Origin of the sequence: Kibdelosporangium persicum (assembly GCF_013280595.1) — a bacterium.
In the GTDB taxonomy this organism is placed as follows: domain Bacteria; phylum Actinomycetota; class Actinomycetes; order Mycobacteriales; family Pseudonocardiaceae; genus Kibdelosporangium; species Kibdelosporangium persicum.
On sequence record NZ_JAAATY010000012.1, the window covers coordinates 49,374 to 75,506 of the forward strand.

Genomic DNA, 26,133 nt, shown 5'->3' on the forward strand with positions numbered 1-26,133 from the left:
CCTTTCAGGTCAGCACAAGTTGCGTGACCGAAGGACCCGGCAGCGAGACGGTCACCTGGCCACCGGAAACCGTGACGGTGCCGAGGTCGGCAGGCTTGGCGTAGCTCACGGTGTTTCCGTCCTTCTGGTACACCGCTCCCCTGCTGACGCCCGGCCCGACCGAGATCACGGCGTTGCGCGCCGACATGCCCTTGTTCACCAGCACGACGACCTTGGGGTTGTCCGACGCGTAGACCTCGACGTCCGGCAACGTGGTGGCCGACTTCACCAGGCTGGTCCCGAAGTGGGCCAGCCCGGTGCCCTGCTGCCCGGTGAAGAAGCCGACGCCCTGGTAGACCGGCATCCGCTCGTTCACCCCGGCACCGTTCTCGTGCGGCCGGTCGTACAGCAGGCCCAGCGCGCCGTTCTTGTCGCCGTACACGTAGCCGCGGGCGCCCGCCTCCGCGAGCCTGCCGAAGACGCTGGCGCCCCACCAGATCGCGGCGTTGCGGTACTGGACCGGTTCGGTGCCGATGTTGTCGCAGCCCGGCGGATCGGGGTGGATTCCCCAGTCGGAGTTGGTCTCCCCGATCTGGATGCCGATCCGGTCCGCTCGCGCGGGCACCGTCTCGGCGATCAACGCGCGGACCGCCGACACGTCCGACGTCCACTGCGCCGTGTCGGCGAGCAACTTGACGTCACATACCGCGTGTTCGCCCGCGCCGTACTTGTGGAAGTCGACGAAGTCCGTACGGCTGCCGCTGAGCGAAAGGAATTCGGCGAGGTAGTCCATCCGCGGGTGTGACACGGCAGGCCCACCCACGCTGATGGCCGGGTCGACGGCCTTCATCGCGTCGTAGGTGGCGTTGAACCTCGCCGCGTACGACGACGCCAGCTTGTCGCCCTTGGTGTCCGGCTCGTTGCCGACGATCCACCTGCCGACCGGGTTTCCGCCCTGGTTGAAGTGCCGCACCAGGTTGGCGGCGTCGACCGGGTCCTCCGGCACGATCAGCACCGGCTGGGCCCCAGCCTTTTTGATCGACGTGACCCACGCGTCACCGGAGACGGTCGTGTCCGCACCCGCTCCGCCTGCGACGATGGCGCTGGTCGGATCGCCGGGCCGGGCGTACGTCAGGTGCATCCGCATCGAGCCGTACCTGCCGGTGAGCATCGCTTGGTGCTGCGGATCGTTGGTGAGGTAACTGCCGTACCCGTAGCCGGTGATGGCGGCGCTGAAGGTGTCCGCGGGAACCGCGCGCACGACCGTGCCGAAGTCGACCGTCACGGTCGCAGCCGCGGCGTGAGCTGTGGCAGTCGTCACTGCGGCTAACGCGACAACCACGACAGGCAGGCACATCCGTACCATCGAAACCTCACCGATTCCCTAGTCGACCTGCGCGAACCAGGGCCAGTGTCGGCCTGACGCGTACAAGATCCGTACAACGGAAGCAACCGGAAATTCGGGTGAAACGCGACCGCGAGGTACGGAAGACTAGCAACAGCCGATGAATTCCGCCAGGGGCGCCGGTCTGTATCGGCGACAGCACACGAACCACCAACGGGGGTATTTTGATGTCCACTGCGAGCTTGGAACGACCGCCTACGACGGCGGGCCGCACCCCGACGGTGGTGCGGCTGCTGGTGGCGGCCACGTTCGTGGTGATCCTCAACGAGACCATCATGATCAACGCCATTCCCCGGCTGATGGAGTCGTTGCAGGTCACTGAGCAGTCCGCGCAGTGGGTGTCCACCGCGTTCATGCTGACCATGGCCGCCGTGATCCCGATGACCGGCTGGTTCCTGCAACGAGTGACCACGCGCCAGGCGTACGTGATCGCGATGAGCGTGTTCCTGGGTGGCACCGTCCTGTCGGCCGTCGCGCCTACGTTCGAGGTGCTGCTGCTCGGCCGGATCGTGCAGGCGGCGGGCACGGCCGTGATGATGCCGCTGCTGATGACCACGTTGATGATGGTGGTGCCCGAGGAAGACCGCGGCCGCGTGATGGGCAACGTCACCATGGCGATCTCGGTGGCACCCGCGCTCGGGCCCGCCGTGTCCGGGCTGATCCTGCAGCTCGGTTCCTGGCGGCTGCTGTTCGTGGTGGTGCTGCCGATCACCGCGCTGATCGCCGTGTTCGGCCTGCGGAAGCTGGAGAACATCGGCGAGCCGGAGGTCAGCACCATCGACTGGCTCAGTGTCATGGTGGCGGCGCTCGGCTTCGGTGGCCTGGTGTACGGCCTGAGCCTGTTCGGTGAGGGCGCCGGGCACATCGGCCTCGGCATCGGCTTCGTCGCCGCCGGCGGCGCGACCATCGCGGTGTTCGTGCTCCGGCAGCTCAGCCTGCAGCGCAAGGGCAAACCGCTGCTGGACCTGCGCATCCTTCGGCACGGCACCTACACGCTGTCGTTGGCGCTCATGTCCATCGCGTTCCTGACCATGCTCGGGTCGATGATCCTGTTGCCGCTCTACCTGCAGAACCTCCGCGGACTGAGCCCGCTGCAGACAGGCCTGCTGGTGATGCCGGGCGGGCTGGCGATGGGTCTGCTGGGGCCGTTGGTCGGCAGGGTGTTCGACCGGGTCGGCAGCAGGCCGCTGGTGCTGCCCGGCACGATCGGCATGGTGCTGGCCCTCGCCGGGCTCACCCAGGTCTCGGCGACGATGCCGTACTGGCAGATCCTCGGGCTGCACACGCTGCTGATGGTCAGCCTGGCGGCGTCGTTCACGCCGGTGTTCACCCTCGGCATGGGTGCGTTGCCGCGGTCGCTGTACTCACACGGCAGCTCGATGCTCGGCACGCTGCAGCAGGTCGCGGCGGCGTTCGGCACGGCGCTCGCGGTCACCGTGCTGTCCGCCCGGGCCAGCAGCCTGGTCGCCGACGGCGTCGACACGGCGTCCGCGCAGTTGAGCGGCATGCGGCTGGCGTTCCTCATCACAGCGGTTCTCGGGTTGGCGACAGTCGCGATCGCCATGAAACTCCCCCGCCGCGCCGACACCGACACCAACACCACCTCGTGAGTGTTTATCAGGGTTAGAACACGGATAAACACTCACGAGGTGGGTTTGCGGGCGACGATGAGGGCGCCCGCGACGCAGCCTGCGAAGAACGGCGACGGCACGAGCAGGACGCCGCCCACCAGGCACCACGCCGCCACGCCCCAGCCGATCCAGGCGGGCACAGCCACTTCGCGTCCGGCCAGGTGCCAGATCAGGCAGCCCAGCAGGATCAGCGGCACGCCGAAGGACCCCACGCCCGCCCAGAACGCGACCGCGTTCTGCAGGGCGGCCTGGTCACCGGCGAACCGGAGCGGAACGGCCGCCCATCCCCAGCGGGTCATGTCGTCCCACGTGAAGAACGTCAGCAACGAGAGGTGCCCCGCCCCGAGCACGACCATGATCCCGCTTGCCCACCGCAGTCTGACGGCGCTCATCGTGTGCACCACGACTGCGCGACGTCTTCGGGCCTTCTCGGCATGATCTCACCCCATCTATACGGTGCCGTATGGTTCATTTGTACGCTAACGTATACCCGGCGAGGCGATCAACGGAGGTGGCGAGATTCCTGCCGTGGCACGCACCCCACGAAGCCGCTGGATCGAGGCGGGGCTCGAAGCCCTCGCCCGTGGCGGGCCCGACGCGGTCCGGGTGGAGACGCTCGCCGCTGATCTCGGGGTGACGAAGGGGGGCTTCTACGGGTACTTCGACGGCCGTCCGGCATTGCTGGCCGAGCTGCTCGACGAGTGGGAACGCCGCTGCACCAAGGAAATCCTGGCCCAGGTCGAGGCCGGAGGCGGCGACCCGGCCGAGCGGATCCGGCGCGCCGGTCAGCTGACCTTCTCGCCGGACTTCCACCGGATCGACCTGGCGGTCCGGGCATGGGCCCGGCACGACGAGGCGGTGGCGAAGCGCCTGCGACGGATGGACAACGAGCGCATGGAGTTCCTGCGCAAGATGTTCGGTACGTTCGTCACCGATCCCGCCGAGGTGGAAGCCCGCAGTGTTCTGGCGTTCACCCTCGCGATCGGCCGCCACTTCATGGCGGCGGACCACCCCGGGTACACCAAACGCGAAGCCGTCTCCCTGGCCGGCGAGTACCTGTTGCGTCCTTAGCCTTCGCCACGCAGTTCGATGCCGGCCTGTTCTTCAAGCCACGCCGTGGCCATGAGCTCACCGTCGACCGGACCGAAGTGGCGCAGCGCAGTCCGATGCAGCTCGGCGACAGCCGAGGTGAGCGGATGCGGAACACCAGCCCGGTCGGCGCTTCGCTCGACCGAGTCGAGCTCCTCGACGCACCGGTCCAGCCCGAAGTCACGCAGGTAGTCGCCGTCGAGCAACGCGGGAAGGTGTTGGCCGACATAGGCACTGTCGCCCGCACTGCCGAGGAGCAGTTCACGCATGCGGTCCGGGCGTTGCCCGTGGCGTTGTGCCAGCAGCAGGACTTCGGTCGTCAAAGTCGCGTGCCCGAACCACAGCAGGTTGATCAACAGCTTGGTCAGGTACCCCTTACCGGACCCGCCGACGTGATGGATCTTCCCGGCGAACGACCGCAGAACCGGAGTGCTCGCACGGAGCACGTCAGGATCACCGCCCACGTACAGCGTCACCGTGCCCGCACGCATCGCCTGCACCCCACCGCCGATCGGCGCGTCGAGGTACCTGGAGCCATGCCTGCGGGCGCATTCCTCGCCCAGTTCGACGGACGCACTGGTCATGTCGATCCAGACCGCGTCATCCCCCAACGCGGACAGCGCCGGGCCCAGCGCGAACTCCCGGAGTTCGGGAATGCCCGGCAGTACCGTGAACAGCAACTGGCTACCGCCCGCGACCGTAACAGCGTCCCGCGCCCATTCGGCGCCGGATTTCTCCACCACGCCACGGCGTTCCGGACGGATGTCCGTCGCGATCACGTGATGGCCCGCGGCTGCCAGGCGAGTCAGCAGAGCAGCGCCGATCCTCCCCACACCGACGACTCCCATCGCTGTCATGTCCATCTCCAGTCTGCACGGAAAGTCATTCGATGGTGTGATCGTAAGCAGATGTTCTACGCGAAGGAGTGTGTATGCCCGACGGTGCCTACGTCGTGGACTGCGCCGTGTACGTGGACGGCAAGCGGCTGCCCGGCCGTTGGTCACACGCCGAAGCGATCGCCGAGGTGCGTGAGCGCGGCACCGGATTCGTCTGGATTGGACTGCACGAGCCGACTGCCGACGAGATCGAAGGCGTCGCCGAGATGTACGGGTTGCACGAACTCGCGGTGGAAGACGCCGTGCACGCACATCAGCGCCCGAAACTCGAGCACTACGACGGCATGCTGTTCATGGTGCTCAAGACCGTGCACTACGTTGCGCACGAGGCGCCGGACACCGCGAACGAGATCGTCGAGACAGGCGAGATCATGGCCTTTCTCGGCCGGGACTTCATCGTCAACGTCCGCCACGGCGACCACTCCCGCCTGCACGGCCTGAGAAAGGAGCTCGAAGCCCGGCCGGAACGGCTGCAGTCCGGCCCCGCCGCCGTGCTGCACGCCATCGCCGACAGCGTGGTGGACAACTACCTGGCGGTCAGTGACTCCTTCGAACAGGACATCGAGGAAAGCGAATCCATGGTGTTCGCGCCGGACAGCCCGATCGGTGCCGAGCAGATGTACCTGTTGAAACGGGAACTGCTGGAACTGCGACGGGCGGCCGCACCGCTGACGGCACCGTTGCGCCGGCTGGTCGAGGCGGACAACCCGTTGGTGTCGCCGGAAGTGCGGTCGTACTTCCGGGACGTGGACGACCACCTGACGATGGTCACCGAGCGTGTGGCCCGCGCGGACGACCTGCTGAACACCCTTGTGGACGCGACGCTGGCGAAGATCTCGTTGCAGCAGAACAACGACATGCGCAAGATCACCTCGTGGGCCGCGGTCATCGCGGTGCCGACCATGGCGGTCGGCGTGTACGGCATGAACTTCGACTTCATGCCGGAGTTGCGCTGGACCTACGGCTATCCCATCATGCTGGGCGTCATCCTGCTGGTGTGCATGGTCGTGTACCGGGCACTGAAACGCAATCGCTGGCTGGGGTCCGGGCGTACCGTGCTCTGGGTCGTTCCGCTGCTGGTCGCCTGGATCGTGCTGATCGCCGTGCAGATCTCGCTCGGTATCGGCCGTGCGCCCGCTCCTTGACGGTCCTCACGCCTTCGGCTCGCGGTTGTAGAGCTTCTTCGCCCACAGATAACCGGCCAACGCGATCAGCACGCACCATCCGGCCGCGTACATCGCGCTGTTGCCGATCGGTGTGCCCATCAGCAGGCCGCGCACCGTGTCGATGAACGGGGTGAAGGGCTGGTACTCGGCGAACCACCGCAGCCCGGCGGGCATCGAGTCAGTCGGCACGAACCCGCTGCCCATCATCGGCAGGATCATCAACGGCAGCGGGAGGTTGCTCGCGGTGGCGGGGTTGTCACTCACCATGCCCAGTGCGACGCACAGCCACGTCAGCGCGAACGAGATCATCACGAGCAGGCCCGCCGCGGCGATCCAGTCACCGAAACCGGCTGTGGGCTCGAATCCCACGAGCAGCGCCGCGACCAGGACGATCGCCACGCTGGCCATCGCCTGGACCAGGCTGCCAAGCACGTGTCCGGTGAGGACGGACACCCGGGCGATGGCCATGGTCCGGAACCGGGCCACGATGCCCGTGGTCATGTCGGTGACGACCGAGATGGTCGTGCCTTGTGCCGCGGAGGCGACGGTCATCAGGAGGATGCCCGGTGCCACGTAGTTCGCGTAGTCGGCACGGCCGCCCACCGGTCCGCCGAGACCGGCGCCGAGCATGGCGCCGAACACGTAGACGAACAGCAGCAGGAAGATCACCGGTATTCCGGCGAACATCAGGATGAGCGACGGGTAGCGGAGCATGTGCCGCACCTGGCGGCGCAGCATGGTCGCCGAGTCGGTCAAGGCGGCGGAAACAGTACTCATCGGGCGGGCTCCTGGTCCACGACCGGGTTGCCGGTCAGCGCGAAGAAGACGTCGTCGAGGTCGGGCCGGTGGATCCGCAGGTCGTCCACGTCCGACTGGTCGCGGTCGAGCCAGTCCAGCAGTGACCGCACCGATTTCACGTCACCCTGGCTGGAAATCCGCAAGGTCAGGGTGTCGTCGTTGCGGGACAACACCTCCAGTGCCCGCGCCGCGCGATCGTAGCTGCCGGTGTCGGCGAACCGCAGCGTCACGTGCCCACCGCCGACGAGCCGCTTGAGTTCGTCCGCGGTGCCGTGCGCGACCAGCTTTCCCTTGTCCAGCACCGCGATCCGGTCGGCGAGCAGGTCGGCCTCCGCCAGGTACTGGGTGCTGAGGAAGATCGTCACGCCGTCCTCGGCCACCAGTCTGCGGATGCTGTCCCACATGGTTCGCCTGCTGCGCGGGTCCAAGCCGGTCGTCGGCTCGTCCAGGAAGATCACCTTGGGGCGTCCGACGAGCGTCATGGCGAGGTCGAGGCGACGCCGCATCCCGCCGGAGTAGGTGGCCGTCGTTCTCTTCGCGGCGTCGACAAGATCGAACCGCGTGAGCAGTTCGGCGACGCGCTGCCTGCGGTCACGGCGGGACAACCGGTGCAGGTCGGCCATCAGCAGCAGGTTCTCGTCACCGGTGAGCAGGTGGTCCACCGCGGAGAACTGACCGGTGACGCCGATCAGGGCGCGGACGGCGTCCGGGTCGCGGGCCACGTCGTGACCACCGACCCGCAGCTCGCCCGAGTCGGCGCGGATCAGCGTGGACATGATCCGCACCATCGTGGTCTTGCCCGCGCCGTTCGCACCGAGCAGCGCGAAGATCGATCCCGCGGGGATGTCGAGGTCGATCCCGTCGAGCACGACATGATCGCCGTACGCCTTGCGCAGCCCGGTCACGGTCAGCGCGCTGGCGAAGTGGTTGGAGGTCATGGTTTTTCGTTTCTGTTGCCCTTCAGTGCGCGGCGAACGCTAGGTTTCGTTCAGCGAATGGTCAATCAGAGATCTCCAGAAACTTCCCTTTGAGCAGGCCAGAAGGCTACTGAGTTGCAATGAGTCTGCCGCTGAACGCAACAACAGTGGCGGAGGTCATTGCAATGGTGTGCGCCTGAACGCATACTGGCGGCCTCGTCGAGCCGCAGGAGAAACCGATGCCCGGAGGAAGACTGACCCAGGAGGACCGCCAGGACATCGCCGCCGGGCTGGCCGACGGGCTCAGCTACGCCGAGATCGCCCACCGGCTCGGCCGCCCGACGTCCACGATCTCCCGTGAGGTCGCGCGCAACGGCGGAGGACACCGATACCGCGCACGGCAGGCACAACGGGCCACAGCGGAACGTGCCCGGCGCGGCAAATCACGCCGTGCGGCGACACCGCGGCCGGACCTGTGCGCACACGGGCGCGATCCGCAGGCCGTCGACGCTTTCAGCGAGGAGTTCATCGATCTGGCCGTCAAGATGGGACTCCCCCGGATGACGGCCAAGGTGCTCGGCTGCCTGTACACGACGGACAGCGGCAGCATCACCGCCGCCGAACTGGTCCACCGGCTCCGGGTGAGCCCGGCGTCGATCTCGGCGGCGGTGAAGTCCCTCGAGGAGCAGGAACTGATCACCCGGGTCCGCGACCCAGGCCAACGACGCGACCGGTACGTGATCGACGACGACGTCTGGTACCGGGCGATGCTCGCCAGCGCCCGGATCAACGCCACCATGGCCGAAAAGGCCCGGCAGGGCGCGGAGATCCTCGGCGCCACGACACCCGCGGGACAGCGGCTGCGAGACGTCGGCGAGTTCCTCGAACGGGTCTACGAGGACTCCGTCCGGGCCGCCGAACACTGGCGCGCGATCCGTACCAAGGCCACACGGTGAACGAACCCGGGCGTGTGAGCGTGGTCATGGGCGGACCGGTGAAACCGGTCTGTTGCGCGTAACTTCGGCGCATGGCGTACGCGAAGATCACGGCAGCCGGCAGTGAAGAGGTGCAGCGACGGGCAGCGGGCGGGCTCCGGGCCGCCGGGCTGGACGTCGGTGACCGGGTGGTGCTGTCCCTGCCGACGTCAGGCGTTCTGCTCGCTGTCGCGCTCGGCGCCCTGCGCAGCGGAGTCGTGCCCGTCATGCTCGATCCCGCGCTCACGGCCACGGAGCACGCCGAACTCGTCGCCGACGCGGAGGCCGCACTCGTCGTCAACGATCAGGATACGTTGCGGAAGGTTGTGCAGGGCCCGGCAACCGAGTTGGCCGACGTGCCCTTGGCGCGTCCGATGCACTACACCTCGGGCACATCCGGCCGACGCAAAGGCGTGTGGAGTGGCGTGCTGGACGAGACAGCCGCGCGCGCACTGTTCACCGAGGAAGTCGAACTGTGGCAGTTCGACGCGGCCGACCGGCACCTGGTGCTCGGGCCGTTGTACCACTCCGCGCCGCTACGGTTCGCCACGCACACACTGCTTTCCGGCGGGTCCGTGCTCCTGCCTGACCGCTTCGATCCCGCGGCGGCGATCGCGGCGATGGCCGAGTTCCGGCCGACCACCGCGTTCTGCGCACCGACCCACCTCAAGCGGATCTTCGCCGCGGGCAGCCCGTCGACCGGCTCGTTCCGGCTGCTCGCCCACGCCGGTGAGGCGTGCCCCGACGATCTGAAGCGACGTGTCATCGACACGTTCCCAGCCGACAGCGTGGTGGAGTTCTACGGCTCGACCGAGGCGCAGTTCACCGTTTGCCGTACCAGCGAATGGCTTTCCCGGCCGGGCACAGTCGGGCGCGCGCGTCCCGGGCGCCGGTTGACTGTGGACGCCGAAGGCGTCATCTGGTGCGAAGTGCCGGAGCACGCCAGGTTCAGCTACTGGCGTGCTCCGGACAAGACGGCGGCGGCCTGGCGCGGCGCGCGGCTCACGGTGCGGGATACCGGCAGGCTGGACGACGACGGTTACCTCTACCTGGACGGCCGCCGGGACGACTTGATCATCACCGGGGGCGTCAACGTGTACCCGCTGGAGATCGAGCGCGTGCTGAACGCGTGCCCTGGCGTGCGGGAAAGTGCGGTGTTCGGCGTCGCCGACGAGCACTGGGGCCAACGGGTGTGCGCCGCCGTGGTCGGCGATGTCACCACCGCGGACCTCGCCGAGTACGCCAAGGCCGGCCTGGCCCCGGCGAAGCGGCCGAAGGACTACCACCTGGTGGACGAACTGCCCACGTCGGCGAACGGGAAGGTCTCCCGGCGGGCCCTGCCGGGAATGTTCAGTCGTTGAGCAGCCGCCAGGCCACGAGGGCGAGCCTGACCCGGGTCAGCCCGGCGGGCTCGGTCAGTTCGATGCCGAGCGTCCTGCCGATCTGTTCAAGCCGGCGGGAGACGCTGCTGTGGTGCAGGTGCAGCAGATCCGCGGCTTGGCGCAGGGACCCCGTGGCACAGTAGGCGTCCAGCGTTTCCATGTCCGCTGGGCTGTCGGCCATCCGGGCGATCGCGGCCACGTCGGCGTTGCCGCGTGAGACGTCCTGAGGTATCTCGGCCAGCAGCGCCAGCGCGCCCAGGTCGTCGTGGTGGACGACGGGCTCCCGCGGACCGGTGAACCGCAGGGCGGTGCGGGCCTGGCGCCAGGACTGGTCAGGGCTTTCGGCGTTGCCGACGCCCACACGGACGCCCTCGGGCAGCCGGGAAGTGTCCACGGTGGTGGCCAGGATGACACCGACGTCGCCCAGTGGTGCGGCTTTCACCGGACGGGCCGGGCAGAGCAGGCTGCCGATCTGGTCGAGCGGAAGCCGCGAGCGGACAGCGGCGACGCGGATGGGCAGGTCGGCGTCGAAACCCAGGAGCCGCAACGCACGGGCTCTGGCCGCCTCCTCGCTTTCGCAGCTGATCACCAGCTCGACGAGGGCCGGGTCGGCCATGGTGGTGCGAGCCGGGCCGTAGCGTTCGACGACCGCCGCGGCGGCGATGGCGAGCCGGTCCAGCACCACGTCGTCGAGCGGATTGGGGGTGCCGGGACGTTCCAGCCAGACCGTGCCGATCTCCTCGTCGTCGAGCGTGATCGGCAAGGATGTCGACGCGGGGGCCGGTGGAGTGGACGCTTGTTTGCCGTCCGGCGACACGCGGATCGCCCGGCCCGTGCTGTGCAGCCGGATTCCGGCGACGCATTCGGCCAGCGCCGCGGAGGCTCGGGCGAGTGCCGGCAGGTCCACCCGCCTGCGCATCAGGGTGTCGTAGAACATCACCACCCGCAGCGCGCCTTCGACGTGCGTGTCCAGGTGCGACAGCCGTTGCGCCAGTGCCTCCATGGCTGCAGGTTAGCGCCGATCGGTGCGTGATCACGGCGGAATGCCCGACAGCCGGCGGACGACCCGGCACCGCGGTTGGCGGAGGATGACGGCATGGATCCCGAACTCGAAGCCTTCGTCCCGCTGTTCCCCGAGACCGACCTGATCGACCCGGTCGCCGACCGGGAGAACTACGCCAAGCTCGCCGCCGCGGTCCCCGCGCCGGACACCACAGGGCTGCTGATCGAGGACCGCGTTGTGCCCGCCGGAGTGGAGGTCCCGGTGCGGATCTACCGCCCGCACCAGGCGCAGGGCGCGATCGTCTGGATGCACGGCGGCGGCTGGGTCATGGGCGACCTGGACACCGAGCACCCCGGAGCCGCACGGATCGCGACGGCTTCAGGTGCCGTGGTGATCTCGGTGGGCTACCGCCAGGCACCGGAGAACCCGTTCCCCGCGGCCTTGGACGACGTGTACGCGGTGCTGACGTGGACGGCTGAGAACGCGACCGAACTGGGCATCGACCCGGAGCGCATCGCGGTCGCCGGGCACAGCGCGGGGGGAAACCTCGCGGCCGCGGTGTCATTGCGTGCACGCGACGAGCAAGGGCCCCGGATCTGCTTCCAACTGCTCAACGAACCGGCGCTCGACGACCGGCAGGAAACGTGGTCACAGCGCACCTTCACCGACACGCCATGGTCCAACCGCGACAGAGTCCGCGCGGCGTGGCGGCACTACCTCGGCTCCGCGCCCGCCACGCCGTACGCCGCCCCGGCACGGGCTGACGACCTGTCCGGCCTGCCGCCCGCCTACATCGCCACCGCCGAGTTGTGCCCGAACCGCGACGAGGACATCGCGTACGCGCTACGGCTGTTGCAGGCCGGGGTGTCGGTCGAACTGCACCAATGGCCCGGCACGTTCCACGGGTCGCTCGCCGTCCTGTCCGCCGACGTCTCACAACGGCAGCTCACCGAAGTCGCAGCCGCCCTGCGCCGCGCCCTGGCCGAGTAGCGCGTGTTTCATGAGCGTTGATCGAGGCGATGACCAGGACAGCTTCGAAGCGCACGGCAGCAGGTAGCCACCGCACGGTTGCGTTTGAGCCGGTTGACGCAGCACTCCACCGCGTGCCGCTGCGTGCAGACTTCCGGATCAAACGCCACCGGTCGGCCCGCTGGTCGCGAGCGGATATCGGGCGCGTGGGCCCGGACGAATCCGGCGAGGCAAAGACCGGCGCGCATCGATGTCAGCGGGTTCTTCTGCTCTGGGAATCCGCGGCCAGAATCAGGTACGCGCTGGCTGTCCACGTGTAGGCACGGTCGCGCAAGCCTTGTCCGGTCAGGGCGTCGAAGTTCTCGGCGAAGCCGGACTTCTCGCACAGCGCGCGAAACCGGGCGCTCACCCGGTCGGCGAGGTCGACGGCTCCGCCCCGGCGCAAGCCGTCCTCGATCAGGATCGTCGCAGGTGCCCAGACAGGACCTCGCCAGTACCCATCGGCTTCGTAGTGCGGAGAGCTCGGCAGTTCGGTGGCGAGTCCGGCCGGTGTCAGGTGTTCGGCCACGCTCGTGGTGAGCGTGGCGTGCACGTCGGCAGGGAGTTCAGCGCCGAGAACAACCGGCATGAGGTCGAGCAGACTTGCTGTGGTGTGTGACGTGCCGTCGGTCGCGCGGCTGGTGAATCGGGAGCCGTCCCATAACTGCTCGAGCATCGCCGCGAGCATGGTGTCAGCTTCATGCGCCCAGCGTGTCGCGGCCGTCGAGTCACCGAGCTCCTTCGCCAGTCGTGCCAGTTCCCGCATCTGCACCACCAGGAACGCCGTGAGGTCGGCGGACTGCACCAAACGCTGTTCGGCGAAGACGGTGGCGTTGTCCCAGCCGCTGTCGTTGCCGTGCTCGTAGTGCGGGAACGGTTGACCGAGCGCCCGGCGGTGGTCGAGCCAGAAGTTCGTCCATGCCGCCAGTTGCCGGTAGAGACGGGGCAGCTTGGCGGCCGGTAGCCCACGGGGAAGGCGCTCGCGCAGTCTGTTCACCGCCCAGCCATGGATGGGCGGTTTGACGAAGTTGTGCAGGATCTCGGCGTGGGTGATCGAGTCGGGCAAGGCCCCGGTTTCGGTCTGGTGGTCGAACACGACCTGGAGTTGGTCCCAGGCCAGCCCGGGCGCCGCGCGAGCCAGTGCCAGAGCGTTGAAGCAGTGGTCCCAGCTCCAGATCTTGTCCATCCAGTGTTTGGACATCAGCACCGCGGGCCGGTGGACGAACCCGGCCGGTTCCACTATGGCCGACCACAGGACGTAGCAGGCGAGTTCGGCCGCCGGAGTCCGATCGTCGCGCCACGGCGCGACCGCGTCGGCGAACTCCGCGAAGGATCGCCGCGATGCCGCCACGACCTCCGGAAACCGCGAGTGGCCTGAGAAACGTTCCCGCGCGGTGGTCAGTTCCTCCAGCACGAGTTCCCACTCGTCACCGTCATCACCGATGACGACCGCCCGCTCGGCCACGCCCAGTGCGCCTGCTCCGAGCCCGCGGACCGAACCGGACAGACGGGTCAGCCGGTAGCGGTGGCCTGTCTCGTAGGAGGTGAAGACGTAGGAGGAGGTCACCGGGTCGTGGAAGAAGTAGGTCCCGGTGAAGGGCGTCAGCGTGGCGTCGGCCGCGGCGATGCGCAACCCCAGGCCGCGTCCGGAAAACCTCAGCGACGAAGGCGACTCGAACGCCGCATCCGCTCGTCCCCGCCCCGCGGACCAGGTCAGCACCGCTGGATTCGCCGTCACCTCGGTCGGCACGCGCGCGCCACTGAGCGCCGGCACCAGGCGGAGTACCGCGTGCATACCGTTGCGGTGCGAGACGAGGTGGAGGTCCTCGGCGTACGTGGCCGGCGCGACCACCGGGGAAACGCTCACCCAGGATCCCCGATAGCTGAACGGTATCTCCCGCACCGAGAAGTCGTCCACCTAACCCTCCTTTCCGGTCAGTCCCTGACAGCACCCGCGGTGATGCCCGAGGCCACGAAACGCTGGGCCAGCACGAGCAGGATGGTCGCGGGCACGGAAGCGACGACGGCGGTCGCCATGATCGCGTTCCACTCCTGGTTGTTGTTGCCGATATAGCGGTAGATGCCGAGCGTCAACGGCTTCAGCGAGCCTCCGCTGTCGAGCGTCGCGGCGAACACGAAATCCGACCACGCCCACAAGAACGCGAACAACGCCGCGGTGACGATCCCGTTGCGGCTAACGGGGAGCACGATCGACCAGAAGGTGCGCAGCGCACCGGCTCCGTCGATCCGTGCCGCTTGAACCAGGTCGTCGGGTACGGCGGCCATGAAGGCGGTGAGGATCAACACGGCGAACGGAACCGCGATGGTGGAGTCCGCGAAGATCAATCCCCACAGCGTGTTGGTGATACCAAGGCTCACGTAGACGCCGTAGAATCCCAACGCCATGATGATCCCGGGGATCATTTGGGCGACGAGCAACGCGAACAGCAGCGGCCGGCGGCCGCGTGGGCGCAGCTTCGCCAACGAGTACGCCGCAGGTGCGGACAGCACGAGGGTCAGCACAACCGTGCCGGACGCGACCACCAGGCTGGTCGCGAAGTAGGGCAACTGCTCGTTCAACACCCGGGCGTACCCCTCGAAGGTCGGTGCCGTCGGCAGGAAGTCCGGAGGCGACTTGCGCATCCTGTCCGCGGGAGTCAGGGAGACGTTGATCATCCAGTAGACCGGGAAGAGCATCACAGCGGTGAGCAGCACGCCCACGACAGTGCGCCAGGACCGCCTTGTCATGCCGTCTCCTGGTGGCGCTGAAGGCGGACGTAGAGCAGCCCGGCGGCCACGGCGAGCACGATCAGGATGTTGCCCACCGCGGCGCTCGGCCCGAACCGGGGCAGCATGGTGCCGAAGCCCAGCTCGTAGGACCAGGTGGCCAGTGTGGTGGACGAGCCGCTGGGGCCGCCGCGGGTCATGATCCAGATGATGTCGAACACCTTGAGCGTGTAGACCAGCCCGAGGAGCAGCGTGATGCCGGAGATCGGCCGCAGCAGCGGGAAAGTGACGTACCAGAACGCCTGCCACCGGCTCGCGCCGTCCAAAGAGGACGCCTCAGGCAGTTCCGCCGGGATGTTGCGCAGGCCGCTGTAGAGCACGACGAGGTTGAACGGGATTCCGATCCAGATGTTCGCGATCGTCACCGCCACCAGCGACCAGTCCGGCGAGGTCAGCCAGTCGACGGTGCCGAACCCGAGGAACGTCAGGGCCGCGTTGACAACACCGGCCTCACTGTTGAACATCCACGCCCACGTGGAGGCGGACACGATCAGCGGCAGCAGCCACGGCACGAGCAACAGTGCCCGCAGCGTCACGGAAAGCCGGAAGCCACGGGCGAAGAACACCGCCAGCGCCAACCCGATGACATACTGGAACACCAGGGACACCACGGTGAACACCACCGTGTTGCGCAGTGCCGGACCGAAGGCCGGATCGGCGAACACCTTGGCGTAGTTGTCCCAGCCGATCAGCGGTGCGCCGCCGTGCACAAAGGAGCGGACGGTGTGGTCGCGGATGCTCAGGTCGATGTTCGTCAGCAATGGGTACACGTAACACAGCAGCAAGTAGGCCACGAGCGGAAGCAGGAACGCCCAGCCGACGGCTTGTCTGCGCGGCACGGCGTCACTTCGCTGAGGCCGCGGCGGCCTGCAACGCGTCCTTCGGCGACTTCGAGCCGGTCAGTGCCGCCTGCACGGCGGTCCACAACGGCTGGGAGATCCGCGGATAGCGCGTGCCGAGGCCGTCACCGGTGCGCCCCTTGGCCGATTTCACCGCGTCCACCCACACTGCGAAGTCCGGCTGGGCGGCAACCTGTTGTTGCTGGACCGAAGCCACGGCGGAGACGTAGGTCAGCGCTGTGTCCGTGGCCAGCACGGTCTCCGGACTGGTGAGGCAGTTGGCGATCCTGGCCGCGGTGGCTTCCTCGTCCTTGCCGCTCTGCGCGGGAACGGTGACGAACTCGCCGCCGGCCGGAGCGGGCGCCACGCCTCCGGTTCGGGACGGGATCGGGATGACGCCGTACTCGAAACCCGCCTTCTTGGCGTTTCCCAGCTGCCAGGTGCCGTTCACGGCGAAGGCGTACTCGCCGGTGGCGAACTCCTGCCAGCTCGTGGTCTGCGTGTTGCCGATGACCGAGTTCGGCGCGTACTTCCTGTCCAGCCACGACTTCCACAATTCCAGCGCCGACACGGCCTCGGCCGACGACAGATCGGTCAGCTGCGCGCCGGCGCCCCAGAACCACGGCAGGAACTGGAAGGTTCCCTCCTCGGTGCCGATGGCGGAGAAGGTGATGCCCTTCTTGCCGGCCGCCGTGACCCTGGCCAGCGCCGCGTCCAGCGAAACCCAGTCCTTGATGGCGGCCGGGTCGACACCCGCCGTGCTCAGCACCGCCCGGTTGTAGTACAACGCCAGGGTGTTCGCGCCGATCGGCACACCGTAGGTCTGCCCGCCAGTCTGCCCGGCGGCCACCAGGTTCGGCGCGGCCCCGGACGCGTCGAGTCCTGTGTCCTGATTGGACTTCAACACACCGCCCTCGGCGAGGGTGGAGACCACCGGGTTGTCCACGACCAGCACGTTCGGGGCCGTCCCCTGTTGCGCGGCGAGCAGCACCTTGTTCGTCAGATCAGTGGTGTCGAAGGCCTGGCGTTCGACGTCGACACCCGCCTGGGCGCCGCACTTCCGGATGACCTTCACCCACTCCGATGTCCCGTCGAACTGGGGATACGGGTCCCAGACGGAGAAGGTTCCGGTACCGCTCGTGCCGCTGTCACCACCCGGTCGTGAGGAACAAGCGGACAGGGCAAGCCCTGTCGCGACGAGTGCCGCGGTCAGACGCCGGGTGTTCGGCGAGCTCTTCATCGAGGCTCCTTCCCCACACCATCATCGAACCGGTTCGACAACGGGAGTTGCGCCACCATAACCAGGTGATCCATGTCACGCAATACTCCCGATGTCGTATCATCCAGTTGCTATCGAACCGGTTGGATGGGTCGCATGAACATTGGCGAGATCGCCCGGCGGGCCGGCGTTTCGCGCAGCACGGTGTCCTACGCGCTGAGCGGAAAGCGGCCGGTTGCCGCGGCGACCGCCCGGCGGATCAACGAGGTCATCGCCGAACTGGGCTATCGGCCCAACGCCAGCGCGCGGGCGCTCGCGGAGGGCCGCACGCGCACGCTGGCCCTGGTGATACCGCCTGCCAGCAGGCGGCTGACGAATGTGCAGCTCGATTTCGTCGCCACCGTGGTCGAGGCGGCCGCCGCGCACGACCTCGACGTGCTGTTGTCGCCGAGCGGCGGGGACCATGACCGGTCGTTCGAGCGGATCGTCACCGGCCGCCGGGTGGACGGCGTGATCATGATGGAGATCCTGCTGGACGACCCACGGGTGACCCGGCTACGGCAGAACGAGCTGCCGTTCGTGACGATCGGGCACGTGGAGCATCCCGGCGGGTCGTGGTGGGTGGATGTCGACTACGCGGCCCTGGTCCGGCGTTGCGTGCACCACCTTGCCGATCTGGCACATCGGCACGTGGTCCTGATCAACCGGTCCGCCGAGCTGGTGGCCGCCGGGTATGGTCCCGCTGTGCGCTCCACGGCCGGTTTCCAGGAAGCGGCCGAGCAACGAGGACTGTCCGCTCATGTGGTCTGCTGCGCCGACGAGCCCGCGGCCGGTCTGGCGTGTTTCGAGCAGATCCGCGCCCGCCGGCCGGAGGTCACGGCGGTGGTCACCATCAACGAGGCGGCGCTGCCGGGTCTGCAACGAGCCTTGCACCGCGCCGGCCTGGTCGTGCCGCGGGATTTCTCGATCACCGGCGTCATCGCCGACCGGTTGGCCGAGGACTTCCACCCACCACTGACGGCCGCGGACGTACCGGCCGAGGAGATGGCCCGGCTCGCCGTGGATCTGCTGGTGGAACGGATCGCCGACCCGGCCGCCGACCCTCGGCACGCCTTGCTGGACCCGGTCATCTCACTGCGGTCGAGCACCGGAGCAAGGCCGGCCCGATGAGACCGAACCCGCTCGGCTGACAGGACCGGGCATTGCGATCTGCGCGGCGGGTCGCGTACGGTCGTCAGCTGTCGAACCGGTTCGACCTCCTCCGGAAGTCGTCATGGTTCACACCTCGGCACCGGCTGCCCACCTGGCCGGTCCCGCCGAATGTCCCGCCCTGCCCAGACATCTGAATCCCCTGCGCGACTCTGTCTCCCGCGCGCAGGGGCAAAGCCCGGTTCGCTCGGTGATCTCGTGCTCTCCATCCCTGCTGCCGAAGGAGTCACATGAACGCCAGACCTCGCAACTGGCGCCGAATCCGTCGCGTTGGCGCCAGTCTGCTCACCGTCGGCGCGCTCGTCACCGCATCGGTGATGGTGCTCGGCGCGTCCGCCCAGGCGGCGGACGAATCGCTCAGCGTGGATTTCTCAGTTGCCGCAGGCTCCCCGACCTATCGGGCGTCCGGATGGATCTACGGCATGACCGAGAACGCGTCGGGACCTGCCGACCACTTCTTCCGCGACATCAAGTTCCGGTACATGCGCGCGGGTGGCGCCCAGCTCGACAGTCCTGGTGGGTGGGTGTCGGGCCGGTACGACCGACGGTGGAACTCCACCCGGGCGCAGTTGCTGCGCACCCGTTCGCTGGGCGGGGAGTTCATCCTGCTGCCCCATGACCTGTGGGGCGCGGACGGCTATCCGATCTCGCGCTTCCCCGGCGACAACGGGAACTGGACCGACTACGACAACTTCCTCACCCGCCTGATCGCCGACGTACGAGCGACCGGTGCCCCGGTGCAGTGGGACCTGTGGAACGAACCGAACACCACACTGTTCTGGAACCGCCCGCAAGCCCAGTACTTCGAACTGTGGCGACGGACGTACCAACGCGTCCGGGCCGCGTTCCCGACGCACCTGATCGTCGGCCCGAGCATTGCCGGCGTTCCGAGCACGTCAGGCAGTTGGTGGACCCAGTACCTGGACTTCGTCCGCGCCAACAACGTCATCCCCGACATCGTCAGCTGGCACTCCCTGCCGGGCGATCCGGTGGCGAACGTGGCGGCCGCCAATTCCTCATTGGACTCCCGCGGCATCCCGCACCCACGCCCGTACCAGATCAACGAATACGGGTTACCCGACGAACAGAACCCCGGCGACGGCTCCTGGTACATCGCGCGGCTGGAGCGAGCAGGAGCTGACGGCCTGCGCGCGAACTGGGCAAGCGGCGGGAACCTGCACAACGACCTCGCCAACCTGCTCGTCCGTAACCAGGCAGGGCAGCACCAGCCGAAAGGCGAGTGGTGGGTCTACCGCTTCTACGGTTCACAGACAGGCCAGATCGCCTCCGTCACCCCCAGCCCGTCCTATGACGCGTTCGCGACCAAAGCGACCGGGAGTGCCAAGGTTCTGGTGGGCGGTGGAGGCACCACCGGCAACATCGCTGTCAGCCTGCGACGCCTGGACACCGTGACCGGCCTGGTGCAGAACAATCAGGTACGGGTGGTCGCCCAGCGCATCCCGCACAATGGCGGCGGCGCGGTCCAAGGCCCGATCACCGTCCAGAACTCCGTGGTGACCTTGTCCGGCAACGCCACCACCATCAACCTGCCGCATGCCAACGCCGACGACACCTTCACCCTCACGCTTCTGTCCCCTTCGGACTCCGGCTTCCAGTCCGTCGCCGTCGCCCAGCACTCGCAGCAGTGCCTGGACAACACGAACATGAGCACCGCCGACGGCACCCAACAGCAGCAGTACCATTGCCAGGGCAGTAACCAGCAGCAGTGGGACTTCCGGCCAGTCCCGGGAGTCGCCGACACCTACAGGGTGGTCAACCAGCAATCAGGCAAGTGCCTTCAGGTCGACGGCGCCTCCACCGCCGACGGCGCAGCCGTCCAGCAATGGACCTGCAACAGCGCGACCAACCAGCAGTTCGCGCTGCGCAAGGTCACCTACGCCGGTAACGACCCGCACGACTACCAGCTCGTCGCCCGGCACAGCGGAAAATGCGTCGACGTCAACGGAGTCTCCACCGCCGCGCAAGCGGTGGTCATCCAATGGGCGTGCAAACCGGTCAGCCAAGCCAGCCAGCTCAACCAGACCTGGCGGCTCTGGGGCCGCTAGACCGGCGATCACCCCTGCCGCGATCACCAGCCCGGTGACCTGACCACCTTGTGCGCGCACCGGGTCGGGACAGTGGGCCGTTCACAACGGGGGCGAGCAGAAGAGCTTGGACGCCTACGGCCGGCAGGCCGTAGGCGCCGGTCCTGCGGATCAGGGCACGAACGAGGCGAGCTGCTCGTCGAGCCACGGGTAGAGCTCCTCGGCCTTGGTGCTGAGCCGGGACTTCAGATCCCGCGTGGTCTCGTCGGCCAGCACCTCGATCGAACCGTCCGCGACAGCGTCGTAGGCCTGAGCGACAACACTTTCGGCACTGACCTTCGGCACGTCCCAGCGGGCCGACATCGGAGTGTCGACCATGCCGACGAGCAGGCCGATGACCTGCGTGCCACGCGGGCGGAGCTGGGCGCGCAGCGCGTTGGTGGCCGACCACATCGCCGCCTTCGACGCCGCGTAGCCGGTCGGCACGTTGACCCAGGCCGCGGCGGACAGGATGTTCAGCAGCGTGCCGCCGCCGTTGGCCGCGAGCACCGGGATGAAGGCGTTGGCGACCCGCAGGTTGCCGAAGAAGTTGGTCTCGAAGATCCGGCGGAGCTCGTCCTCCGGCCCGGAGATGGAGTCGCCGGCGGGCGCGACGGCCGCGTTGTTGATCAGCAGATCGACGTCCGTCGCGGCCGCGGCGGCGCGCGCGACGCTGTCCGGGTCGGTGAGGTCGAGGGCCAGCGACTGGACACGGGCGTCGTCCCAGTGCTTCGGGGTGCGCGCGGTGGCGTAGACCTTTGCCGCGCCCCGCCCCAGTGCCTGCCGGACGAACTGCTCGCCGAGACCGCCGTTGGCGCCGGTCACGAACACCGTCCGGCCGTCGAGTGACTGACTCATCTAAACTCCTTGTCAAGTGGGGAACATCCCCAGATCCACTATGCGGGGAGCCTCCCCACTTTTCAAGGAGGAGTGTCGATGGCCACTGTCCGCAAGCTGCGCGCCGACGCCCAGCGCAACCGCGAGGCGATCCTCACCGCGGCCCGCGAGACCTTCGAGGCCGAGGGCGTGCTGGCCTCGCTCGACGGCATCGCCCTGCGCGCCGGAGTCGGCAACGCCACGCTCTACCGCAACTTCCCGACCCGCGACGACCTGCTCGCCGCCGTCATCGCGACCAGCATCACCGAGGCGCTGAGTGAGGCCGACGAGCTGTCCCGTACCCTCTCGCCGCGCGAGGCGCTCGCCGAGTGGCTGGTGCTGCTGACCTGGCGGTTGCGCATCTGGCACGACCTGCCCTACTGCCTGGCCACCGCCCTGCAGGACACCGAGTCGCCGGTCAAGCCGGCCTATGACCCGCTGCTCGAGCGGACGGGCAGGCTCCTCGACTCGGCGAAGGCTGCCGGTGATCTGGCCGGCCCGGTCACCGCCAGTGAGGTGTATGAACTGGTGCTCGCCCTGTCGTGGGCCGTCGACCGTTTCCACGACGACGAGACGGCCGCACGCAAACGGGTCAAGATGGCGACTGCGGGGATCTTCACCCAGCCGCACCCCTCGTGAGCGTTTATCCGTGTTCTAACCCGGATAAACGCTCACGAGGGGTTTCAGGAGGTCGCTGCCTTGGCGTAGCGCCGGGCCAGACGCGCGAACGCGGCTTTGAGCTCGGGTGGCCCGACGACCTCGATGTCCGCGTCGAACCGGCCGATCATGGCGGCCAGTGCAGGCCACGACCACGCGCCCGCCAGCAGGCGGCAACGGTCGGGGCCGAGTTCCTCCACGACCGCGTCACGGGTGTAGGTGGACACGACGTCCGCGGGCAGGTCGAGGATGACCTCGCCGCGGCAGGGCCATCCACTGTCAGAGCCTTGGAACCGGTTGGCCACGAAAGCGGCCACGTCCCCACCGGGCAGCTCACGTGGCGTGAAGCGAGGCCCGGTGGGAACGCGAGGAGTGATCCGGTCGACGCGGAAGGTGCGCCAGTCGTCGCGGTCGAGGTCCCAGGCGACGAGATACCAGCGCCCGCCCCACGTGACGAGGTGGTGGGGCTGCACCTGACGTGGCGGTCCATCCGTGGTCGCGTAGTCGAAGCGCAGCACTTCACGGGCGTGGACGGCGGCGCTGAGTGCCATCAGCACACCGCTGTCGACCGGCGGATTCGGCCGTTCCACCGCGCTCACCCGCAGGGTGTCGATGCGGCGGCGCAATCGTGCGGGCATGACTTGGCGCACGGTGTTCAAGGCGCGCGCAGCCGCCTCGCCGATGACACCGGACGTGATCTGGAGGGCGACGGCCAGAGCGACCGCCTGCTCGTCGTCGAACAGCAACGGCGGCAGGTCCGTGCCCGCGTCCAGCCGGTAGCCGCCGTCAGGACCCTTGATGGCCGCAATCGGATAGCCGAGCTCACGCAGGCGATCCACGTCCCGGCGGACGGTTCGCTGACTGACCTGCAACCGTTCCGCCAGCAGCGCCCCTGGCCAGTCACGACGCGCTTGCAGCAGCGAGAGCATCGACAGCAGTCGCCCTGAGGTCTTCGGCATGACTTCCATAGTGCCGTGGAAAGAGGACACACCCTGGCCGCTTTTCCTGCGAGTGTTGGTCTCGTGTCAGACACCGTCCTCGACGCTCGGGCGCTCAACCGCGCGACGCTCGCCCGGCAGTTGCTGCTCGACCGCGCCGACCTCCCCGTGCTCGACGCGGTCGCGCATCTGTGCGGACTGCAAGCACAGGAACCACAGGAGCCGTTCGTCGGGCTCTGGTCGAGGTTGCGCGCCTTCGACCCGGCTGTCCCGTCGAACCTGTTGCTCGACCGGCGGGTGGTGCGGACGCATCTCATGCGCCGGACCGTCCACCTGCTGACCGCCGACGACACGCTGGCTTGGCGGGCTCGTTACGACACGATGCTGCGCCAGCGTGTTCTCGGGGTTTACCGCCGTGACCTTGATGGCGTGGACCTCGACGAGCTGGCGGAGGCGGGCCGGAAGGTGATGGCCGACGGCGAGCCACGTTCGATGACCGAGCTCGTACGGGCGCTCGCCGGGCGTTGGCCGGCAACGTCACCGCGGGCACTCGGCGAAATGCTGGTCGCCGCGCTCATCCCGATGGTGCAGTTGCCGCCGCGTGGCCTGTGGCGTGCCAAGGGCGGTGTTCGGAACGTGCCGCTGGCTTCCTGGCTGGGTCGCGAGATCGGGCCGCCGAGCTCAGACGAGGTACTGATCAAGCGTTATCTCGCCGCGTTCGGCCCCGCGGCCACAGCCGACCTACGGGCCTGGAGCGGCCTGGCCGGATTGCCCCCCGCAGTGGCCGCGATACGCGACGAACTGGTGTCCTTCCGCGACGAGCGTGGCCGTGTGCTGCTCGACCTGCCTGACGCACCACGCCCCGACCCGGACACACCCGCTCCGGTGCGATTCCTCCCGGCGTTCGACAACGCGATCCTCGGCTACGACGACCGCACCCGCATCGTCGACGACGTACACCGCGGCGTGTCCGTGGCCGGTGAGCGCGTTGTACTGGTTGACGGCCGCGTCGCCGCGACGTGGACTGTCGACGCAGGCACGGTGGTCGTCACCCCGCTGCGTCGCTTCTCGCGAACCGACCGGACCGCCGTCGCCGAGGAAGGCGAGGAAGTGGCGAAGTTCCTCTCCCCCGACGAGAGTCACGGCGTGCGCGTGCTGCCTCTGTGAACAACGGACCATGGGGCAGCGTGCGAGTCAGGCTCCTGGCCGAGCGCGGCCCGCGCACATGCCGCGCCCTGTCACGCAGCAACTGTGCGACTGTCGTCAGATCCAGATGCGCTGCCACGGCAGCGTCATCCCAACCCGTGACCGCCAGATCGTCTGGGATAACGCGACCAGCGGCACGGGCGGCGCGGCTCGGCGGACGTCAGCAGCGTCGCCGCCATGTGCTCGGCCTCCGCGGCGTCGTTCGTGCGCACACGGCGACGACCACATCCCGCCAAGCGACGCCTCTGTCCTCGGCGGCCTGCCGGTAGCCCTCCAGGCGATCGCGCCGCTCAGCGGTCTTGACGTCGCGAAGCGGCTTACTCAACCAGCTTCCCGTGCTGCGACACCTCTTCCACCAGGTCGGTGATCTCCTGAGGTGCCTCGGGGATCGGCTCACGGGTGACGCCGGTGGCGGGCGACCACACGAGATTCACCCGGAGCGCGGGGTCCACGTCCGGGTAGTCGGACCGGTTGTGGCATCCCCTGGTCTCCCGGCGTTCCCGTGCCGCCTCCATCGTCGCCCGCGCCGCCAGCAACGAGGACTTGAGGTCGAAGGCCTGCGCCAGGTCCTGGAACCCGGCGATGTCCGGGTGCACGCCGACGTCGGCCATCCGCTTTTCGATCGTGTCCAGTTCGGACAGTCCGGCGGTCAGACCTTCCTCGTCACGGACCACGCCCGCGCGGCGCGTCATCGTGTCACGGACTGCGCGTTGCAGGACGCGGACGTTCTCGTGGCCGTCGGCCGCAAGGAGCTCGTCGATCTCGGCACGGGCGGACGCGATCGCGTCGGCGGAGCGCCGGTGCACGGCCAGGTCCGCGGAGTACTTCGCGGCCGCCCGGCCGGTGATCCGGCCGTACACCAGCAGTTCCGTCAACGAGTTCCCGCCGAGCCGGTTGGCGCCGTGCAGTCCGCTCGCGGCCTCGCCGATCACGTACAGACCGTCCACTTCGGTGCTGTGGTCCTCCGGGCGCACCCACACGCCGCCCATCGAGTAGTGCGCCGTCGGCGCGATCTCGATCGGCGCGGCGGTGATGTCGAGCATCTGCACGTCCAGCAGCATGTGGTAGACCCGCGGCAGCCGGGTCATGATCGTCTCGCGGGGCAGGTGCGAGACGTCCAGCCACACCCCGCCGTTCGGCGTGCCGCGTCCTTCGAGGATCTCGGTGTAACAGGCCAGGGCCACTCTGTCCCGTGTGGACAGTTCCATCCGCCGAGGGTCGTACTTCGCCATGAACCGCTCGCCGAGTGCGTTGCGCAGGATGCCGCCCTCACCCCGAGCCGCCTCGCTGACCAGGGTACCTGCCGCGTTCTCCGGCTCGACGATGCCGGACGGGTGGAACTGCACCAGTTCCGGGTCCCGCAACCTGGCTCCCGCCTCCACGGCCAGCCGGAAGGCGTCGCCGGTGTTCTCGTCGCGCCGGGACGACGTGCGGCGCCAGATCCGGGTGTGCCCACCGGCAGCCAGGATCACCGCGTCCGCGTAGATCCGATAGTGCGTGCCGTCGTCCAGATCGAACCCGTACGCGCCGAACACCACGTTGTCCTGCACGAGGATGCGCGTGATGTACACGTTGTCCACGATCGGAACGCCGAGCCGGGCGGCCTCGGCGAGCAGTGTTCGTTGGATCTCCAGCCCGGTGTAGTCCCCGGCGAACGCGGTTCGCCGGTACTTGTGGGCCCCGAAGAACCGTTGTGAGATCCGGCCGTCCGCCTCACGCGCGAACGGCATCCCGTAGCTCTCCAGCTCGTGGATTCCTTCCGCCGCACCCTGCGTGACGATCTGGACCGTCCGCGGGTCACCGAGGAAGTAGCCTTCCTTGAGCGTGTCGGCGGCGTGCTGCTGCCAACTGTCCTGCGCGTCCATCGTGCCGAGTGCCGCGTTGATCCCGCCCGCCGCGAGTGACGTGTGCGCGTCGGCCTTGGGGCGCTTGCCCACCGCGAGCACGTCGACTCCGGCGTTGGTCAGTTCGATCGCCGCACGCAGCCCGCCTCCCCCGGTCCCGATCACCAGCACGGACGTCGCGATGGTCCGCTCCGACTTCCTGTCCATGAGTAATCACCTCGACCTC

23 protein-coding genes are annotated in these 26,133 nt (G+C 68.3%); 10 read left to right on the forward strand and 13 right to left on the reverse strand.

The window, feature by feature from the left end:
- Nucleotides 1–4: 4 nt before the first annotated feature.
- Entirely contained in the window at nucleotides 5–1,264 is a 1,260-nt protein-coding gene (locus tag GC106_RS21950) for a GH39 family glycosyl hydrolase (protein WP_173133790.1), read from the reverse strand.
- A gap of 287 nt (nucleotides 1,265–1,551) precedes the next feature.
- Here GC106_RS21950 and GC106_RS21955 point away from each other — a divergent pair, with 287 nt between their 5' ends.
- A complete protein-coding gene (locus GC106_RS21955; protein ID WP_173133792.1) occupies nucleotides 1,552–2,994 on the forward strand; it encodes an MDR family MFS transporter in 1,443 nt (480 codons plus the stop codon).
- A gap of 32 nt (nucleotides 2,995–3,026) precedes the next feature.
- Here GC106_RS21955 and GC106_RS21960 read toward each other — a convergent pair whose 3' ends face one another.
- On the reverse strand, nucleotides 3,027–3,407 hold the full coding sequence (locus tag GC106_RS21960) for a DUF6463 family protein (RefSeq protein WP_173133794.1): 381 nt from the start codon (nucleotides 3,405–3,407) through the stop codon (nucleotides 3,027–3,029).
- 136 nt (nucleotides 3,408–3,543) lie between these two features.
- Here GC106_RS21960 and GC106_RS21965 point away from each other — a divergent pair, with 136 nt between their 5' ends.
- Nucleotides 3,544–4,086, forward strand: coding sequence for a TetR/AcrR family transcriptional regulator (locus GC106_RS21965; RefSeq protein ID WP_312872783.1), 543 nt, complete (start codon nucleotides 3,544–3,546; stop codon nucleotides 4,084–4,086).
- On the opposite strand, the gene GC106_RS21970 is transcribed toward GC106_RS21965, so the two are convergent.
- Nucleotides 4,083–4,961: an NAD(P)-dependent oxidoreductase gene (locus GC106_RS21970; RefSeq protein WP_173133797.1), complete on the reverse strand. Its 879-nt coding sequence runs from the start codon at nucleotides 4,959–4,961 to the stop codon at nucleotides 4,083–4,085. The two genes, GC106_RS21965 and GC106_RS21970, sit on opposite strands and share 4 nt — an antisense overlap.
- A gap of 74 nt (nucleotides 4,962–5,035) precedes the next feature.
- Between GC106_RS21970 and GC106_RS21975 the strand changes: the two genes are divergently transcribed.
- Nucleotides 5,036–6,145: a magnesium and cobalt transport protein CorA gene (locus GC106_RS21975; protein WP_173133800.1), complete on the forward strand. Its 1,110-nt coding sequence runs from the start codon at nucleotides 5,036–5,038 to the stop codon at nucleotides 6,143–6,145.
- A gap of 6 nt (nucleotides 6,146–6,151) precedes the next feature.
- Here the strand turns inward: GC106_RS21975 and GC106_RS21980 are convergent, their stop codons facing one another.
- Together GC106_RS21980 and GC106_RS21985 are read right to left on the reverse strand one after the other, a co-directional pair.
- The gene (locus GC106_RS21980; protein WP_173133802.1) at nucleotides 6,152–6,943 is read right to left on the reverse strand and encodes an ABC transporter permease; all 792 of its coding nucleotides are present in this window, start codon (nucleotides 6,941–6,943) and stop codon (nucleotides 6,152–6,154) included.
- Entirely contained in the window at nucleotides 6,940–7,902 is a 963-nt protein-coding gene (locus GC106_RS21985; protein ID WP_173133805.1) for an ATP-binding cassette domain-containing protein, read from the reverse strand. Before GC106_RS21985 ends, GC106_RS21980 begins: the two co-directional genes overlap by 4 nt.
- A gap of 218 nt (nucleotides 7,903–8,120) precedes the next feature.
- Between GC106_RS21985 and GC106_RS21990 the strand changes: the two genes are divergently transcribed.
- The gene (locus GC106_RS21990; protein ID WP_173133810.1) at nucleotides 8,121–8,837 is read left to right on the forward strand and encodes a helix-turn-helix domain-containing protein; all 717 of its coding nucleotides are present in this window, start codon (nucleotides 8,121–8,123) and stop codon (nucleotides 8,835–8,837) included.
- A gap of 71 nt (nucleotides 8,838–8,908) precedes the next feature.
- Nucleotides 8,909–10,216 carry a class I adenylate-forming enzyme family protein gene (locus GC106_RS21995; protein ID WP_173133812.1) on the forward strand — a complete coding sequence of 436 codons (1,308 nt, stop codon included), beginning with the start codon at nucleotides 8,909–8,911 and terminating at the stop codon, nucleotides 10,214–10,216.
- Here the strand turns inward: GC106_RS21995 and GC106_RS22000 are convergent.
- The gene (locus GC106_RS22000) at nucleotides 10,206–11,240 is read right to left on the reverse strand and encodes a PucR family transcriptional regulator (protein WP_173133814.1); all 1,035 of its coding nucleotides are present in this window, start codon (nucleotides 11,238–11,240) and stop codon (nucleotides 10,206–10,208) included. The genes GC106_RS21995 and GC106_RS22000 overlap by 11 nt on opposite strands.
- 93 nt (nucleotides 11,241–11,333) lie before the next feature.
- Between GC106_RS22000 and GC106_RS22005 the strand changes: the two genes are divergently transcribed.
- A complete protein-coding gene (locus GC106_RS22005; protein ID WP_173133816.1) occupies nucleotides 11,334–12,230 on the forward strand; it encodes an alpha/beta hydrolase in 897 nt (298 codons plus the stop codon).
- A 232-nt stretch (nucleotides 12,231–12,462) separates the two neighbouring features.
- Here the strand turns inward: GC106_RS22005 and GC106_RS22010 are convergent, their stop codons facing one another.
- Genes GC106_RS22010 through GC106_RS22025 form a run of 4 tightly spaced genes read right to left on the reverse strand, consistent with a single transcriptional unit; the run spans nucleotide 12,463 to nucleotide 17,114 of the window.
- Nucleotides 12,463–14,166 (reverse strand): amylo-alpha-1,6-glucosidase, encoded by a 1,704-nt coding sequence (locus GC106_RS22010; protein ID WP_173133818.1) that lies wholly within the window; start codon nucleotides 14,164–14,166, stop codon nucleotides 12,463–12,465.
- A 17-nt stretch (nucleotides 14,167–14,183) separates the two neighbouring features.
- A complete protein-coding gene (locus tag GC106_RS22015; protein WP_173133819.1) occupies nucleotides 14,184–14,996 on the reverse strand; it encodes a carbohydrate ABC transporter permease in 813 nt (270 codons plus the stop codon).
- Nucleotides 14,993–15,874: a carbohydrate ABC transporter permease gene (locus GC106_RS22020; protein WP_173133820.1), complete on the reverse strand. Its 882-nt coding sequence runs from the start codon at nucleotides 15,872–15,874 to the stop codon at nucleotides 14,993–14,995. Before GC106_RS22020 ends, GC106_RS22015 begins: the two co-directional genes overlap by 4 nt.
- Before the next feature lie 4 nt (nucleotides 15,875–15,878).
- Nucleotides 15,879–17,114: a sugar ABC transporter substrate-binding protein gene (locus GC106_RS22025; protein WP_173133822.1), complete on the reverse strand. Its 1,236-nt coding sequence runs from the start codon at nucleotides 17,112–17,114 to the stop codon at nucleotides 15,879–15,881.
- Nucleotides 17,115–17,249: 135 nt separating this feature from the next.
- Between GC106_RS22025 and GC106_RS22030 the strand changes: the two genes are divergently transcribed.
- Together GC106_RS22030 and GC106_RS22035 are read left to right on the forward strand one after the other, a co-directional pair.
- Nucleotides 17,250–18,263: a LacI family DNA-binding transcriptional regulator gene (locus GC106_RS22030; protein WP_173133824.1), complete on the forward strand. Its 1,014-nt coding sequence runs from the start codon at nucleotides 17,250–17,252 to the stop codon at nucleotides 18,261–18,263.
- 269 nt (nucleotides 18,264–18,532) lie between these two features.
- Entirely contained in the window at nucleotides 18,533–20,368 is a 1,836-nt protein-coding gene (locus GC106_RS22035) for an RICIN domain-containing protein (RefSeq protein WP_173133826.1), read from the forward strand.
- Nucleotides 20,369–20,518: 150 nt separating this feature from the next.
- On the opposite strand, the gene GC106_RS22040 is transcribed toward GC106_RS22035, so the two are convergent.
- Nucleotides 20,519–21,244, reverse strand: a complete 726-nt coding sequence (locus GC106_RS22040; RefSeq protein WP_173133829.1) for an SDR family oxidoreductase — start codon at nucleotides 21,242–21,244, stop codon at nucleotides 20,519–20,521.
- 78 nt (nucleotides 21,245–21,322) lie between these two features.
- On the opposite strand from GC106_RS22040, the gene GC106_RS22045 reads away from it, so the two are divergent.
- Entirely contained in the window at nucleotides 21,323–21,901 is a 579-nt protein-coding gene (locus GC106_RS22045; RefSeq protein ID WP_173133832.1) for a TetR/AcrR family transcriptional regulator, read from the forward strand.
- A gap of 44 nt (nucleotides 21,902–21,945) precedes the next feature.
- Here GC106_RS22045 and GC106_RS22050 read toward each other — a convergent pair whose 3' ends face one another.
- The gene (locus tag GC106_RS22050) at nucleotides 21,946–22,878 is read right to left on the reverse strand and encodes a helix-turn-helix transcriptional regulator (protein ID WP_173133835.1); all 933 of its coding nucleotides are present in this window, start codon (nucleotides 22,876–22,878) and stop codon (nucleotides 21,946–21,948) included.
- A gap of 63 nt (nucleotides 22,879–22,941) precedes the next feature.
- On the opposite strand from GC106_RS22050, the gene GC106_RS22055 reads away from it, so the two are divergent.
- Entirely contained in the window at nucleotides 22,942–24,024 is a 1,083-nt protein-coding gene (locus GC106_RS22055) for a winged helix DNA-binding domain-containing protein (RefSeq protein ID WP_173133837.1), read from the forward strand.
- Between the two features lie 356 nt (nucleotides 24,025–24,380).
- Here the strand turns inward: GC106_RS22055 and GC106_RS22060 are convergent, their stop codons facing one another.
- Nucleotides 24,381–26,114 (reverse strand): FAD-binding protein, encoded by a 1,734-nt coding sequence (locus GC106_RS22060; protein WP_173133839.1) that lies wholly within the window; start codon nucleotides 26,112–26,114, stop codon nucleotides 24,381–24,383.
- Nucleotides 26,115–26,133: the final 19 nt, after the last annotated feature.